Source organism: Stenotrophomonas maltophilia group sp. msm1 (genome assembly GCF_032025805.1).
Taxonomy (GTDB): domain Bacteria; phylum Pseudomonadota; class Gammaproteobacteria; order Xanthomonadales; family Xanthomonadaceae; genus Stenotrophomonas; species Stenotrophomonas hibiscicola.
This window is the reverse complement of record NZ_JAVSKH010000002.1, coordinates 42,929-57,662: the sequence shown is the minus strand read 5'-3', so window position 1 is coordinate 57,662 and position 14,734 is coordinate 42,929. Positions and strand designations below refer to the sequence as shown.

The 14,734-nt window shown below is 64.8% G+C and carries 14 protein-coding genes; 6 read left to right on the top strand and 8 right to left on the bottom strand.

What is annotated here, in order from left to right:
- The first annotated feature begins 139 nt into the window (after window positions 1–139).
- On the top strand, window positions 140–994 hold the full coding sequence (gene apbC, locus ROV95_RS07905; protein WP_031270225.1) for an iron-sulfur cluster carrier protein ApbC: 855 nt from the start codon (window positions 140–142) through the stop codon (window positions 992–994).
- 71 nt (window positions 995–1,065) lie between these two features.
- Here apbC and ROV95_RS07900 read toward each other — a convergent pair whose 3' ends face one another.
- The gene (locus ROV95_RS07900) at window positions 1,066–4,125 is read right to left on the bottom strand and encodes a TonB-dependent receptor (RefSeq protein WP_155029906.1); all 3,060 of its coding nucleotides are present in this window, start codon (window positions 4,123–4,125) and stop codon (window positions 1,066–1,068) included.
- A gap of 416 nt (window positions 4,126–4,541) precedes the next feature.
- Between ROV95_RS07900 and dcd the strand changes: the two genes are divergently transcribed.
- Entirely contained in the window at window positions 4,542–5,114 is a 573-nt protein-coding gene (dcd, locus tag ROV95_RS07895; RefSeq protein ID WP_005410499.1) for a dCTP deaminase, read from the top strand.
- A 95-nt stretch (window positions 5,115–5,209) separates the two neighbouring features.
- Here the strand turns inward: dcd and ROV95_RS07890 are convergent, their stop codons facing one another.
- The 3 genes from ROV95_RS07890 to ROV95_RS07880 are packed head-to-tail and all read right to left on the bottom strand — an operon-like array spanning window position 5,210 to window position 6,483.
- Window positions 5,210–5,377, bottom strand: a complete 168-nt coding sequence (locus ROV95_RS07890; protein WP_005410498.1) for a DUF5668 domain-containing protein — start codon at window positions 5,375–5,377, stop codon at window positions 5,210–5,212.
- A gap of 15 nt (window positions 5,378–5,392) precedes the next feature.
- Window positions 5,393–5,815 (bottom strand): HIT family protein, encoded by a 423-nt coding sequence (locus tag ROV95_RS07885; RefSeq protein ID WP_019660615.1) that lies wholly within the window; start codon window positions 5,813–5,815, stop codon window positions 5,393–5,395.
- Complete coding sequence (locus ROV95_RS07880) at window positions 5,812–6,483, bottom strand: dienelactone hydrolase family protein (protein ID WP_312545096.1); 672 nt, start codon at window positions 6,481–6,483, stop codon at window positions 5,812–5,814. The genes ROV95_RS07885 and ROV95_RS07880 overlap by 4 nt, the downstream gene beginning before the upstream one ends.
- A gap of 204 nt (window positions 6,484–6,687) precedes the next feature.
- Between ROV95_RS07880 and rimO the strand changes: the two genes are divergently transcribed.
- Both rimO and ROV95_RS07870 read left to right on the top strand, forming a co-directional pair.
- Window positions 6,688–8,049 carry a 30S ribosomal protein S12 methylthiotransferase RimO gene (rimO, locus tag ROV95_RS07875; protein ID WP_312543883.1) on the top strand — a complete coding sequence of 454 codons (1,362 nt, stop codon included), beginning with the start codon at window positions 6,688–6,690 and terminating at the stop codon, window positions 8,047–8,049.
- Window positions 8,049–8,867 (top strand): DUF3025 domain-containing protein, encoded by an 819-nt coding sequence (locus tag ROV95_RS07870; RefSeq protein WP_312545095.1) that lies wholly within the window; start codon window positions 8,049–8,051, stop codon window positions 8,865–8,867. Before rimO ends, ROV95_RS07870 begins: the two co-directional genes overlap by 1 nt.
- 53 nt (window positions 8,868–8,920) lie before the next feature.
- On the opposite strand, the gene greB is transcribed toward ROV95_RS07870, so the two are convergent.
- Window positions 8,921–9,427: a transcription elongation factor GreB gene (gene greB / locus ROV95_RS07865; protein ID WP_312543882.1), complete on the bottom strand. Its 507-nt coding sequence runs from the start codon at window positions 9,425–9,427 to the stop codon at window positions 8,921–8,923.
- 93 nt (window positions 9,428–9,520) lie between these two features.
- Window positions 9,521–11,026, bottom strand: a complete 1,506-nt coding sequence (locus tag ROV95_RS07860; RefSeq protein WP_345784572.1) for a helicase HerA-like domain-containing protein — start codon at window positions 11,024–11,026, stop codon at window positions 9,521–9,523.
- A gap of 122 nt (window positions 11,027–11,148) precedes the next feature.
- On the opposite strand from ROV95_RS07860, the gene ROV95_RS07855 reads away from it, so the two are divergent.
- Window positions 11,149–12,753 (top strand): transglycosylase SLT domain-containing protein, encoded by a 1,605-nt coding sequence (locus tag ROV95_RS07855; RefSeq protein ID WP_021203406.1) that lies wholly within the window; start codon window positions 11,149–11,151, stop codon window positions 12,751–12,753.
- Window positions 12,754–12,777: 24 nt separating this feature from the next.
- Window positions 12,778–13,125, top strand: coding sequence for a ribonuclease E inhibitor RraB (locus tag ROV95_RS07850; protein ID WP_019660608.1), 348 nt, complete (start codon window positions 12,778–12,780; stop codon window positions 13,123–13,125).
- Between the two features lie 107 nt (window positions 13,126–13,232).
- Here the strand turns inward: ROV95_RS07850 and asd are convergent, their stop codons facing one another.
- Together asd and ROV95_RS07840 are read right to left on the bottom strand one after the other, a co-directional pair.
- The gene (gene asd, locus ROV95_RS07845; protein ID WP_312543880.1) at window positions 13,233–14,075 is read right to left on the bottom strand and encodes an archaetidylserine decarboxylase; all 843 of its coding nucleotides are present in this window, start codon (window positions 14,073–14,075) and stop codon (window positions 13,233–13,235) included.
- The gene (locus tag ROV95_RS07840) at window positions 14,072–14,722 is read right to left on the bottom strand and encodes an SCO family protein (protein WP_312543879.1); all 651 of its coding nucleotides are present in this window, start codon (window positions 14,720–14,722) and stop codon (window positions 14,072–14,074) included. The genes asd and ROV95_RS07840 overlap by 4 nt, the downstream gene beginning before the upstream one ends.
- Window positions 14,723–14,734 lie beyond the last annotated feature (12 nt).

Here is a 14,734-nt window from a genome sequence, read left to right as displayed (position 1 = left end):
GCAGCCCAAAACCAGTGCTTAGCGAACGTAACATGAACTTAACAATCTGTGCACGAATCTGTAGCAATCCTGAATTTCAGTCAGCTTGTGTCCAGCTTGTATGATGTTGGGTTATTCCCCTGACCCGCCGGTGCTCGTTGTGAACAGTTCTCCCCGCCGTCCCCATGCAAGCCAGGTCCAGAAGGGACTCACGCCGCATGCCCGCATCCGCAACGTGATCGCGGTTGGTTCGGGCAAGGGCGGCGTCGGCAAGTCGACCACCGCAGTCAATCTGGCCGTGGCGCTGCAGCAGCTCGGCGCACGCGTGGGCGTGCTTGACGCGGACATCTATGGGCCGAGCGTACCGGCCATGCTGGGCCTGTCCGGTCGTCCGGAAAGCCCCGATAACAAGAGCATCGAGCCGCTGCGCGCGTTCGGTGTGGACACCATGTCGATCGGCTACCTGATCGAAGAGGATACGCCGATGATCTGGCGTGGGCCGATGGCCACCTCGGCGATGACCCAGCTGTTCAATGACACGCTGTGGGATGACCTGGATTTCCTGCTGATCGACCTGCCGCCGGGCACCGGTGACATCCAGCTGACCCTGACCCAGAAGATTCCGCTGGCCGGTGCGGTGATCGTTACCACGCCGCAGGACATCGCCACGCTGGATGCGAAGAAGGCGCTGAAGATGTTCGAGAAGGTGGAGGTGCCGGTGCTGGGCATCGTCGAGAATATGGCGGTACATACCTGCAGCAGCTGCGGGCATGTCGAGCACCTGTTCGGCGAGGGCGGCGGCGAGCGCATGGCCGCGCAGTATGGTGTGCCGTTGCTGGGTTCGCTGCCGCTGCAGATCGGCATCCGCGAGCAGGGGGATGCTGGCACTCCGATCACCGTGGCGCAGCCCGATTCGGTGCCAGCCCAGGCCTACCGCCATGCCGCCCAGCGCCTGATCGAGGAAGTGGGCAAGCGCCCGCGCGCTTCTATTCCGATTCTGTCGTCGCTGCTCTGAGCACAGCTACAAAGAAAAAGCCGCCGGCGCGAGGCCGGCGGCAAGTGGCGCTTTCCTGGAGAGTTGTCCGTTTACCAGTCGTATTGAACCTGGAAGCGGACGTAGCGCGGATCGTTGAAATACTTCGGCGTGTTGTAGTTGTAATAAGTCCGGATGGTCGGCGCCGAGCTCGGGCGACCGTACTTTGTTTCGTACACCTGCACCGGCTTGATGTTGTTGAATGCGTTGATCACCGACATCTGAACGCTCAGGCCCTTCAGCCAGTTCGGGGTATAAGTGATGTTCGGGCTGACCGTGAACTGCCACGGGGTTCGGCCCGCGCTGCCGACCTTGGAAATATCGTCAGCAGGCTGGTTGCCGTTGAGTTCGCAGCTGTGGAACACACCGGAGTAGCCATACTCGCTGTCGAAGCTGCCCCAGCCGCCGCCAAGGCAACTCTTCGGTGCACCGGACTGCGCCAGCATGTTCACACCCACCGACCACTCATCAGTGAACCTGAAGCCGCCATAAAGCTTGATGCTGTGGCGATGGTCATTGAACAGATAGCCGTCCGAACCATACATGATCTCGGCGAAATCGAAGTCGGACGTGGTGCCGGTGTCATCCTGGCCGTTGGTGCTCTTGACCAGGCCTTCGTAATTGCCTTCCAGCTTGGACCAGGTATACGAGAAGCTGGCATACCAGCGCTCGGTCTGCTTGTCAGCACTGAGGGTCACGGCCTTGTACACGCGCTTGGCCTTCGGGCCCAGGCTTGCTCCCGGCACGGTGATGTCGTCAACCTTGCCATCGCCGTCCACGTCCAGGGTTACCTGCAGGTCGCTACCCGGGTTGTAGATCCAGCAACCCGGCAACCCTTCCGGCACGGTCCAGGGATCGGCCCAGTTGGAAAGGTCATAGCCGGCGGCTACCGCCGCGTTGTAGAGCGAACGCGAATCGCAGGTGTCGTCGATCACCTTGTTCGCACGGCGATAGGTCGCCTTGATGCCAACGGTCCAATCATTGAAGAAGTCGATCGAGGAGTTGATCTGTTGCTGGTAGCCAAGGATCACTTCATCCTGGGTGTAGGGCTTCAAACCCTTGGACGCTACCGCGCGAGGATCCGGGGTGACACCGCTCTCACCGTTGACGATGTTGTCATAGGCACCATCTTCGTAGCTGCCAGTGATGATTGGCGAGCCGTTCGGATTGATGCCATCGTAGGTGAAGTACTCGTCCAGGTAATACGATGCGCTCGCGGCGCGAAGCGCCACGTTGGCAGCGATGGGCAGAGAGTAGCGACCGGCCGATGCGAACAGCTTGCTGCGGCCGTCACCCAGAATGTCCCACGAGAATCCGAAGCGTGGCTGCCAGATATCATCCTGCTTCACGAAGCTGATGCCGTCGGAGTTCTTGTTGTCGAACGAGTCATTGCGGATGCCGGCGTACAGCATGAAGTTGTTGGTGATCTGCCAGTTGTCCTGTACATACCAGGACTTCTGCTTGATTTCGATCGAGCCACCATTGCGGAAGTTCACGCGGTTGGCGTAATCATCTTCCAGATACCAGAGCGCGCCTGCGGAATAGGAGGTGCCCTGTACTGAAGTCCACTTCTCATCGCTGTAGCCAAAGCCGATCTTGTGGTCACCCAGCTGCCAATCGAAGTCGGCACGTGCGCCTTTGCGCTCGTTGCGGCCGCCGAACATGCCTACTGTGCTGGCGACGGCGCAACCGATGCGACGGCCGGTGCCGCCAGTTTCCGAACGGTAATCCAGCACGTACGGGCATGCGCCTTCAGGGCTGTTGATGTTGCCGTCATAGAAGCTGGTCACACCGTCGGGGCTGATCGTGTGTTCCGAGCTGCGGTTGCGCATCTGGCCGTACTGGATCGAGCCCGTCAGATTCTCGGTCAGGTAGCTGGTCCACTTGAAGATGTCGGTCTGACCGCCGGTCTTGCCGATCAATTCGCCGAGATCATTGGTGCGTGCGGGTTCGCCACCAGCGTCGGGCTTGTCATAGAGTGCATTGAAATAGTTGTAGCTGTAGCGACGGCTGTTGTCGAAGCCGGTGTATTCCAGGTGATTGTTCTCATTGAGGTACCAATCGACCTTCAGCAGCCAGTAGGGCGTCTTGGACTCATAGTCGTAGCCGGTCGTTGAAAGCGCAGCAGCACTCGGCGGGCGACCGTTGGTGGTGTACTGCGATCCGCGGTTGCTGTAGCTGCCGGTCTTGGAGTTGCTGAACTGCCCCATCGCGAACACGAAAAGCTTGTCCTCGATCAGCGGGCCACCAGCCCAGACACTGTAGACGTTCGAACTGCTGCTGTTCTTGTCGTAGGAACGGAAAATCGAGCCATCGTTGTAGTAGGTGTCCGGTTCGTTCTCACGCAGCGAGTCAGGAGCGCCTGTCCAGCTGAACCCGCCCTTCCACTCGTTGGTGCCGCGCTTGACGTTGACGCTGGTCACGCCACCGGTCGAAAAGCCGTACTTGGCGCCATAACCACCGGTCTGAATGTCCAACTGGTCGATGGCCTGGTACGGAATCTCCGAGAACGAGAGACTGTCATACAGATTGGTGACGTTGAAGCCATTGACGTAGTAGCTGTTCTCGGCCGCCGACGCGCCGCCGAACGACGCTGGGCCGAAGTACCCGCTGGATGATACGGTGCCGGGAGTCAGCAGCGAGACGCTCGTGACATCGCGGGCGACCGGCAGGGAGTTGAGCTTGTCGGCGGTGAATGTGGTCCGGGATTCGACACTGCCCAGATCAATGGCGTTTGCCGCGCCCAGTGCGCGTACGTTCACGGTCTCCAGGGATGTCGCGCTGCCGGAGGATGCCGACGCGAAAGTGGCCATCGAGGACTGGCCGGCGACCACGGTTACCCGGGTGGTCGCGGTTGGGCTGCCATTGCTGACCGTACTGACCTCGTAGGTTCCGGTTGGCAGCTGCGATACGCGGAAACGTCCGTCGCTACTGACGTTCACCTCGCGCGTTGTGCCCGATGACAGGCTCTTGACCTGAATCTTATCTGCCGAAGTCACGCTGCCGACGATATCGCCGGTGGTGCTCTGGGCGTAGCTGGTGCCTGCCAGGGCACCGAGAACCAGCGCAAGGGCAGTGCGCTTCAGTGTGCGGCCATTGAAGTTGAGATTCATCGTGTTCCTTTGCGGTTGCAGACGGAAATCGGTTCAGTTCAAGTGGCCTGAACGAATTGTTCAGGATGAATGAAACCGTAATCATCGGGCTCCCGTCATGCAACGTTCATCTGGCGCTCATTTTATAAAAAGTGCTGTCCGGCGCCTCATCCTGTTGAATTTGAAGAGAAAATTTTTTTATGTCGATATGTGTCATTGCCTGCGCTTCGATTGGAACTGACATAAATGTGTGGTAACTGATTTCCTTTGGTCGGGGTGGTCTCATTTGTTATCCGCCTTGCGGGCGCGTGCATCGCTCGAGGTCCCACGTCACTGGCGACTGGTCAACATCCACACCGTGGCTGGCACAGTTGGCCCGGCTGTAGAATCGCCGGCCCGGACCCAGTCCCATTCCCCCTCGTTCAACAGGACAAAGCATGAGCATCAAGAGTGACCGTTGGATCCGCCGCATGTCCGAGCAGCACGGCATGATCGAGCCGTTCGAGGCCGGGCAGGTCAAGCAGGCCAATGGCGAGCGCATCGTCAGCTACGGCACCTCCAGCTACGGGTACGACGTCCGTTGCTCGCGCGAGTTCAAGGTGTTCACCAACATCAACTCGACGATTGTCGATCCCAAGCATTTCGATTCGGGCAGCTTCGTCGACATCACGGCCGATGAGTGCATCATCCCGCCGAACAGCTTCGCCCTGGCGCGTACCGTGGAGTACTTCCGCATCCCGCGCGACACCCTGGTGGTGTGCCTGGGCAAGAGCACCTACGCGCGCTGCGGCATCATCGTCAACGTGACCCCGTTGGAACCGGAGTGGGAAGGCCACGTCACCCTGGAATTCAGCAACACCACGCCGCTGCCGGCCCGCATCTATGCCAACGAAGGCGTGGCGCAGATGCTGTTCTTCCAGGCCGCGGCCGATGACATCTGCGAGACGTCGTACCGCGATCGTGGCGGCAAGTACCAGGGCCAGACCGGCGTGACCCTGCCGCGGACCTGATCGCCCGCGTCATTGCATGACGAAAGCGCCGGGCCGTGCCCGGCGTTTTCGCATGGTCCACGCGGTGCGTTCGCCGGGCACGACCCGGCGCTACGTCATTTGCCGCGACCGAACAGCATCGCAATGCCCACGCCCACCAGTGCCACCGGCCACCAGGTCAGCAGCAGCTTGGACAGGTTCAGGTGCGTCCAGCCGAGGTTGCTGGCGAGCATGAACAGGCCGATCAGGATCAGCAGGATGGCGGCAACGAGGTTGAATCGCATCGGGTCGGGCAAGGCTCAGGAACGGGCTGGATATCCTAGCCGTTCCTTCCAGTAGGCGACATGCTGGTCCAGCGCCGCAGGCTCGTAGCGGTGCGCCGGGCCGCTGCCCCAGACCGGGCCGGGCCAGGCCGGATCGCCGTCATGACGGCCGATCACATGGAAGTGCAGCTGGCGCACGATGTTGCCCAGCGCGCCGATATTGATCTTCTCCACGCCGTCGTGGCCCTTCAGGGCCTTGCAGGCGCGGTTGAGCTCGGTGCGCAGCTTGTCCTGCTGCTCGCCGTCCAGCTCGATCCACTCGGTCACCCCGGCCAGGCGTGGTACCAGCACCAGCCAGGGGAATCGTTCGTCGTTCATCAGCCGCACTTGCGACAACGGTCCTTCCGCCACCAGCACGCTATCGGTGGCCAGGCGTGAATCGAGTTCGAATTCGCTCATCCAAGATGCTCCGAGAAGAAGTCCAGGGTGCGTTGCAGCGCCAGGGCGGCGCTGTCTGGATCATACGCATGTCCGACCTCGCGGTTGAAGGCGTGGTCGGCCGGATAGACGAAAGTGGCCATCTGCGGCAGCTTGTCGCGGTGGGCCTGGACGGCCTCCGGCGGGATGCTCCTGTCCTGGGTGCCGAAGTGGAAGATCACCGGCGCCTTGGGTGTCTCATCGAGGAACTGGACGTTGCGTGCGCCGTAGTAGCTGACCGACGGCAGCCCGAGCCGCAGCGCCGACAGCATCGCCACCGTGCCGCCCCAGCAGTAGCCGACGGTGCCGACCTTGCCGTAGGGGGCCAGCCGGGTGGCCGCCGCGCGGACCACTTCCAGCGCCTTCTCCATGCCCAGCGCGCTGACCCTTTCCAGGCCCTGCTTCACGCCGTCGGCGTCGTAGGGCAGGGCATCCGGGTCGGCATCGGGTCCATCGACCAGGTCGAAGAACGAAGGAGCCAGCACCGCATAGCCCTCGGCGGCGAAGCGCTCGGCCACGCCGCGGATGTGCGGGTTGGCGCCAAAAATTTCCTGCACCACCACCAGCCCGCCTCGCGCGGTGCCCTCGGGGAGTGCCTGCCAGGCCCGTACCGTGCCGTGGTGCGTATCCAGGGTGATCCACTCGGCCATCGTCATCTACTCTCGTTGCAGGGACAGGACCGCATTGTCGGTGCTGCGCCGGTTAGCGCGGTGTCAGCGGCTGTGCGCGATCGGGCGGCTGGCCGTTCAGAGCGAGGTCGCCAACCCCGGTATACTGGCGCCCTTTCAGGCCCCGGCCCCCAGGAACCCCTGCCATGCCGGCAGGGGCCCAGGCCCCCAGAGTCCCGCGATTCCATGTCCCAGCTGAACCCCAAAGTCGGCTTCGTCAGCCTTGGCTGCCCGAAGGCCCTTGTCGATTCCGAGCGCATCCTCACCCAGCTCCGCTCGGAAGGCTACGACATCGTCCCGTCCTACGATTCGGCCGACGTGGTGGTGGTCAACACCTGTGGCTTCATCGATTCTGCGGTGACCGAGTCGCTGGACGCGATCGGCGAGGCGATGAACCAGAACGGCAAGGTGATCGTCACCGGTTGCCTGGGCAAGCGCCCGGAGCAGATCCGCGAGGCGTACCCCAACGTGCTGGCGGTGTCCGGCCCGCAGGATTACCAGAGCGTGATGGAAGCGGTGCATGAAGCACTGCCGCCCAAGCACGATCCGTTCGTGGACCTGGTGCCCGACTACGGTATCAAGCTGACCCCGCGGCACTACGCGTACCTGAAGATTTCCGAGGGCTGCAACCACAAATGCAGCTTCTGCATCATTCCGTCGATGCGCGGCAAGCTGGTTTCGCGCCCGGTCGACGAGGTGCTGCGTGAAGCCGAGCGCCTGGTGCGTGGCGGCGTGCGCGAGCTGCTGGTGGTTTCGCAGGACACCTCGGCCTACGGCGTGGACGTGAAGTACGCCGAAAAGATGTGGCGCGACAAGGCCTACCAGACCCGTTTGAAGGCGCTGTGCGAAGGCCTGTCGGAGCTGGATGCGTGGGTGCGCATGCACTACGTCTACCCGTATCCGCACGTGGATGAAGTGGTGCCGCTGATGGCCGAGAACCGCATCCTCCCGTACCTGGATATCCCGTTCCAGCACGCCAGCCCGCGCATCCTGCGCCTGATGAAGCGCCCCGGCGCGGTGGAGAAGACCCTGGAGCGCGTGCAGAACTGGCGCCGTATCGCGCCGGACATCACTGTGCGTTCGACCTTCATCGTCGGCTTCCCGGGCGAAACCGAAGCCGAGTTCGAGGAACTGCTGTCGTTCCTTGACGAAGCGCAGCTGGATCGCGTCGGTGCGTTCGCCTACTCGCCGGTCGAGGGTGCCACCGCCAACGACCTGCCTGACGCCGTGCCGGAAGAGGTGAAGCAGGAACGCCTGGCCCGTTTCATGGGGAAGCAGGCGCAGATTTCCGCCGCGCGCCTGGAAGCCAAGATCGGGACCGTGCAGCAGTGCCTGGTCGATGCCATCGAAGGCGATATCGCCGTGGCCCGCTCCAGGGCCGATGCGCCGGAGATCGACGGCCTGGTGCATATCCAGAACGCCGATCAGGTGCCGCTGCGGGTGGGCGATTTCGTCGACGTGGAAATCACCGAGAGCGACGAGCACGACCTGTACGGCGATGCGCTGCCGGCCAATGCCCGCCCGGCGTTCGACCTCAAGGTACTGTGATCGCAACGGCCGCCGCCGGTGACGGCAGCGGTGTCCGGCGCTTCGTGCCGCCGCCGCGTGCGGCGGTCGATCCGCAGGTGTTCGCGCATCCGTTGTTTGCCGGATTGCAGGATTTCCGGGATCTGCTGCTCGGCCCTCGCTGGCCGTCCATCGCTGCACTTGATGCGCGCCTGCCATTGCCCGGGAAGCGCCTGGTTGAACAGGACGCCGCGCTGCTGGCCGATGGCCTGCACTACGAAGCCCGCATCGCGCAGGGGCGCATCGCCACCCGCGCAGACAACTGGCACGACCTGTTCAATGCGCTGGTCTGGGCCTCATGCCCACAGCTGAAGCGTGCGCTCAATGTGCAGCAGTGCGGGCATATCGAGGCCATGCTTCCTGGCCAGCGCAACCGCGCGCAGGCCGCGTTGACCCAGTTCGACGAAACCGGTGTGATCGTGCGCGTGCGCGATGACTCACTGCGGGCTGCCTGGGATGCACACGACTGGCCCGCGTTGTTTGACCCGGTGAACTGGCAGAGCGATGACATCGCCATCACCGCGGTATTCGGGCATGCGCTGATGGAACAGGCACTGCTGCCGGGGCGATTGCTGGTGGGCAAGTGCGTGGTGGTGTACAGCGATGCCGATGCGGCCTGCGTTGACGCGGTGGCCGTGGCCATCGCCGAGGGCAGGGCGGTGACCGATCCCTTGCAGCTGCGTCCGCTGCCGTTGGCTGGAATCCCGGGGTGGCACGAGGGACAGGATGCCGCCTTCTATCGCAATGCCGACTACTTCCGCCCGCTGCGTGCGGGACGCACATACCCGCCGCCGTTGTAGAGCCGAGCCCATGCTCGGCTGCGTTTGCCCATCAGCCGAGCATGGGCTCGGCTCTACAACGGCTCGTATTCCACGCCGATCACCGCAAAGGTGAACCGCCCGCCGGGCAGCTCCACCGAAAACTCGTCATCCAGCCGCTTCTTCAGCAGCGCACGCGCCAGCGGCGAATCGATGCTGATCCAGCCCAGGCCTGCGTCGGTCTCGTCCGGGCCGACAATGCGGTAGCGGCTGGTGTCGCCACTGTCCACGTTCTCCAGCTCCACCCACGCGCCGAAGAACACCGCCCGCGGATCGGTTGGCGTAGTGTCGACCACGCGCAGTGATTCCAGCCGCTTGGTCAGGTAGCGCACGCGGCGGTCGATCTCGCCCAGCTGCTTCTTGCGGTAGGTGTACTCGGCATTTTCCGAACGGTCGCCTTCTGCGGCGGCTGCGGCCAGTGCTTTCACCACTTCGGGTCGCCGTACCCGCCACAGGTCATCCAGTTCGGCCTTCAGCCGAGCGTGGCCGGAGGCGGTGATCAGGGCGGTGCTCTTTTCTGCAGGGGGACGCCAGCGCGACATGCAATACGACTTCTTTTCCGGAGGACGAACGGAGGGTGGGGTCAGACTCCGCTTCCGCGGGAAGGGCTCTGACCCCAGCAGCGGCGGATCAGATCAGCGCTTGCCGCCGAAGATGCCGCCCAGCAGGCCGCGCACGATCTGGTTGCCCAGCTTGGTGCCGACCGTGCGCGTGGTCTGCTTGGCCATGGTCTCGATCATGCCCTGGCGGCGCTTGGTGCCGAAAATCGCATCCTTGATCGCCTGGCCGAAACCGCCTTCCTGCGCATCGTCCTGTTCGCGGCTGCGCGCGGCTGGCGCCTGCGCCTGCTCGACGCTCTTCTGTGCGCGCTGGGCCAGCAGTTCGGCAGCCGATTCGCGGTTGATCGCGGTGTCGTAGCGACTGCCGACCGGGCTGCCGGCACGCACCTGGGCGCGCTCGGCTTCGGTGATCGGCCCCATCCGGCAGCGTGGCGGCGCGATCATCGTCTGCTGCACCGGCATCGGCACGCCCTTGTCCTGCAGCGTGGAAACCAGGGCCTCACCGGTGCCGAGCTGGCTCAGTACCTTGGCCACGTCCAGCTTCGGGTTCGGCACGAACGTCTCGGCCGCGGTCTTCACCGCTTTCTGGTCGCGCGGGGTGAACGCCCGCAGCGCGTGCTGCACGCGGTTGCCGAGCTGGCCGAGGATGTTGCCCGGCACGTCGTCGGGGAACTGCGAGCAGAAGTACACGCCCACGCCCTTGGAGCGGATCAGGCGCACCACCTGCTCGATGCGCTGCACCAGCGACGGCGGTGCGTCGTCGAACAGCAGGTGGGCCTCGTCGAAGATGAAGACCAGCTTCGGCTTGTCCAGGTCGCCCACCTCCGGCAGTTGTTCGAACAGCTCCGACAGCAGCCACAGCAGGAAGGTGGAATAGAGCTTGGGCTTGAGCACAAGCTGGTCGGCGGCAAGGATGCCGATCATGCCGCGGCCGTCGTGATTGACCCGCATGACGTCGGCCAGTTCCAGGGCCGGCTCACCGAAGAAGTTCTCGCCGCCATCCTGCGCCAGGCGCAGCACCGACCGCTGGATCGCAGCGATCGACTGCGCGCTGACCAGGCCGTATTCGGTGGAAATGTCCTTGCGCTCCTCGGCCACCAGGCCAAGCAGGGCGCGCAGGTCGTCCATGTCCAGCAGCAGCAGGCCACGGTCGTCGGCCAGCTTGAACACGATGTCGAGCACGCCGGACTGGGTGTCGTTCAACTCGAGGATGCGCGCCAGCAGGGTCGGGCCCATCTCGCTGACCGTGGTGCGCACCGGGTGACCCAGCTTGCCGTACAGGTCCCAGAAAATGGTCGGGCTGGCGGCCGGTGCGTAGTCGGCCACGCCGATCTCGGCGGCGCGCTTGAGCAGGTTCTCCGCGCCGGTGCCCGGCACGGCCAGGCCGGACACGTCGCCCTTCACGTCGGCGAGGAATACGGGTACGCCCAGTTGCGAAAAGCCTTCGGCCAGGGTCATCAGGGTCACGGTCTTGCCGGTGCCGGTGGCGCCGGCCACCAGGCCGTGGCGGTTGCCGAGTTTCGGCAGCAGGGTGACGGCCACATCGTCGGTGATGCCTTTGCCGAGCAGAATCGGATCCATGGTCCAGCCCTTGTGGTGAATAGCCCAATGTTAACCGCCGGCGGTGGCAGTCCGAAGGTCGGCTTGCCCCGACCTTGGCGGCGCCGCTACTCTGCCTGCCTGTTTCGCACACAGTGCCATCAATGCCCGTTTCTGTCCTGATTTCCCGCGGTTGGCCGCTGCTGGCCCTGGCCGGCCTGGTTTCCCTGGCGCCCGACGCCCATGCGCAGCGGGTCTCGGCCCGGGACAAGGCGAAGGTGGATGCGCTGCAGCAGCGCATGACCGTCGCCGAGAAGCGCTACAGCGATGCGCTGCTGCTGGTCGCCAATGCCGACCCCAAGGGCAGCAACGAGGCCGACGCCGCGCTGGAGGACATGGAAGACGTTCTCAACGACTGCGTGAAGCAGAAGGGCTGCCAGATGGGCACGCTGCTGGCCAGCTACAAGCGCCTGCTCAAGCACGACGCCGATGCGGCGGGCAGCGATGAGGTGGCCGACGAGGGCGGTGACCGGCTGGAAGCCGACCCCGACCATATCGGCCCGCTTACCGCCGACGTGCCGGAGGCGGCCCGCGCCGCTGCGCTGCTCAACGACAAGCGGCACGCCTTCGACAGCATGGTCGAATACAACCCGGCCGTGCAGGCGGGCATCCGCCGCTGGCTGACCGACATGCGCCCGGCGCTGCTGACCAGCTACGAGAACTACCAGAACCTGCGTGCGGTGATGTGGCCGGAGTGGGAAAAGCGCGGCCTGCCCGAGGCGCTGCTGTTCGGCATCATGGCCAAGGAGTCCAACGGCCGCGTGCATGCCTCCTCGCGCGCCGGCGCCGCCGGCCTGATGCAGTTCATGCCGGCTACCGGCCGCCGCTTCGGCCTTGGCCCGGATGGCACCGGCTTCGACACCCGCTTTGACGCGCGCAGCGCCGCCGAAGCCAGCGCCAGTTACCTCAACGAGCGCCTGCGCGAACTGAACAACAACGTGGAAATGTCGGTGGCCGCCTACAATGGTGGCGAAGGCCGCGCCGCGCGCGTGTTCAAGCAGAGCGCCGGGCAGAGCTTCTGGACCGACAGCGTCTACAACCAGTTCCCCGGCGAGACCAAGGACTACGTGCCGATGGTGATCGCCGCGGCCTGGATCTTCCTGCACCCGCAGCAGTACGGCGTGGAATTCCCGAAGATCAGTGCGCAGCCGGCCACGCTGCGCCTGGCCAAGTCCACCACCATCTACGAACTGACCATCTGCCTGGGCAGCCACGGCACCCGCGATGGCTACATGCGCGCGCTGCGCAACCTCAACCCGCGCTATGAAGCCGACGGCTGGATTCCGGCCGGCACGCTGATCAACGCCACCACCCGCATCGCCGGCCTGTACCAGCGCAACTGCGTCAGCGGCCCGCGTGCCGACCTGGCCCGTACCCTGATCACCGCCGACCTGAACGCGGCGATCAAGCGCCCGGCCGCCGCCGGCTACACCGGCAGCGTGGCCGTGGGCGGCGTGGTGCCGGTGGCCGACGCCGCAGCCTCCACCAGCGTGCCGACCACCCCGGTCGCTCCGGTGGCCGCGCCGCGCCCGGCCGCACGGCCAAAGCCGCCGCGCAGCCACAAGGTGGGCCGGGGTGAAACCCTGGGCGCCATTGCCGCGAAGTTCCAGTGCGATGTGCCGACCCTGGCCCGCGCCAACGGCCTGAAGGCCCCGGCCTACAGCCTGCGCCAGGGCCAGACGCTGAAGCTGCAGGGCTGCGACAAGTAATTCCCACGACCGCTGGAATCTGCAATGGACCTCGAAGACACCCGCAACCTGTTCGCCAACCTCCGCGAAAACACCGACTGGGACATCAAGGGCCCGTTGCTGTGGGGGTACTTCTTCGTGCACTCCACCGCTGAGCCGCTGCAGGCGCTGGCAGAGCACCTGCAGGCGGAGGGCTATACCTTCGTGGAATTGTTCGAGCAGGAGCCGGAAGAGGGCGACGCGCCGTTCCACGTGCTGCATGTAGAGCGCGTGGAGATCCACGACGAAGCCTCGCTGGACCGCCGCAACCAGGAATTCGCAGCGCTGGCCGCGGAGAAGGGCGTGGAAGACTACGACGGCATGGACGTCGGTCCGGCCCCGGTCCTGCAGTAACGCGCTTCTGGCTGTAGAGCCGAGCCCATGCTCGGCTTCCTTTGCCCACAGAAATGCATGGCCGGTTGCAGCCAGTAGCCGAGCATGGGCTCGGCTCTACATGTACCTCAGCGCAGCTTCGCCAGCGCCTGGCCCAGCTGCACCGGGCTTTCAGCGGCCAGCTGCGGGGCGAACTCAGCCACGCCCGGCGGCAGCAGCACGATCACGGTCGAACCGTAGTTGAAGCGCGCCATCTCGGCAAAGCGCTCCAGCCTGATGCCCCGGCCGCGGTAGTCCTTGCGCGTGATGCGGTCGCCATAATGCGGAATTTCCTCGCCGCTCCACACGGTTTCGACGCCCGATACCAGCAACGCACCCACCATCACGCTGACCATCGGGCCGAAGCTGGTGTCGAAGTGGCAGACCAGGCGCTCGTTGCGGGCGAACAGGCGCGGCACGCCGTTCACTGCGGCCGGGCCGACGCTGAACAGGCGGCCCGGCACGTGCACGGTCTCGCGCAGGGTGCCGGTCCACGGCATGTGCACGCGGTGGTAGTCGCGCGGCGACAGGTACACGGTCGCGTACAGGCCGTCGTTGTACGGTTTGGCATCCTCGTCACTGCCCAGCAGTTCGGCGGCGGTGAACGATTGGCCCTTGGCCTGGAAGATGCGGCCGGCCTCGATCCTGCCGAGCTGGCTGATGCGGCCGTCGGCCGGCATCACCAAGCTGCGCGGATCGGCGTCGGCCACGCGCGCGCCCGGCTTCAGCGCGCGGGTGAAGAACTGGTTGAAGGTCGCATAGCTGCGCGGGTCCGGGTTGGCCGCTTCGTCCAGGTTCACGTTGAACTTGCGGGTGACCGTGTCGATCAGCCAGCGCGACACGCGCGGATCGTCCGAGTACGCCAGCGAACGCGCCATCGAAGACAGCAGGCGGTGGGGCAGGGCGTACGTCAGGGCGGTGGTGAGGCTCATGGGGCGGTTTTCTCGGTCAGCTTCTGCAGGTCGCGGGCGATCGCCGGCGCGTTGAACGGGGGGCGTACCAGGCCCGCAAGGCGGCCCTGCGGGTCGAGCACGGCCAGGCTGGCCGAATGCTCGACGGTGTAATCCTCGGGGTTCTCGTCGAAGTGCTTGCCCGGCACCTTCTGGAACACGAAACCGAGCGAGGTGGAGAAGCGCTCCAGCGACGGGATATCGGCGGTGGCGGCCAGGGTGTCCTTGTGGAAGCCGTGCGAGTATTCGCCGAGCCGGGTGGCGCTGTCACGATCCGGGTCGACCGAGATGAACAGCACGCGCGGGCGCAGGCTGTCGGGCAGGGCCTCCCACTGGTTCTGCGCGCCAGCCAGCTCGGCCAGGGTGGTCGGGCAGACGTCCGGGCAGAAGGTGAAGCCCAGGAACACCAGCGTCCAGTGGCCCTTCAGCTCGCCCGGTATCAGGCGGGTGCCGTCGGACTGGGCCAGGTTGAAGTCGGGCAGTTCGCGCGGCTGCGGGTACAGCGTGATCGCTTCGGTGGCCGGGGCATTGGCTGGCGGCTTCGGCGCAAACACCTGCTGGGCGGCCAGCAGGCCCAGGCCCGCCGCCAGGGCGATCAGCAGGATGATGCCGGCATTGCGATTGAACATGGGTGCCCCCGC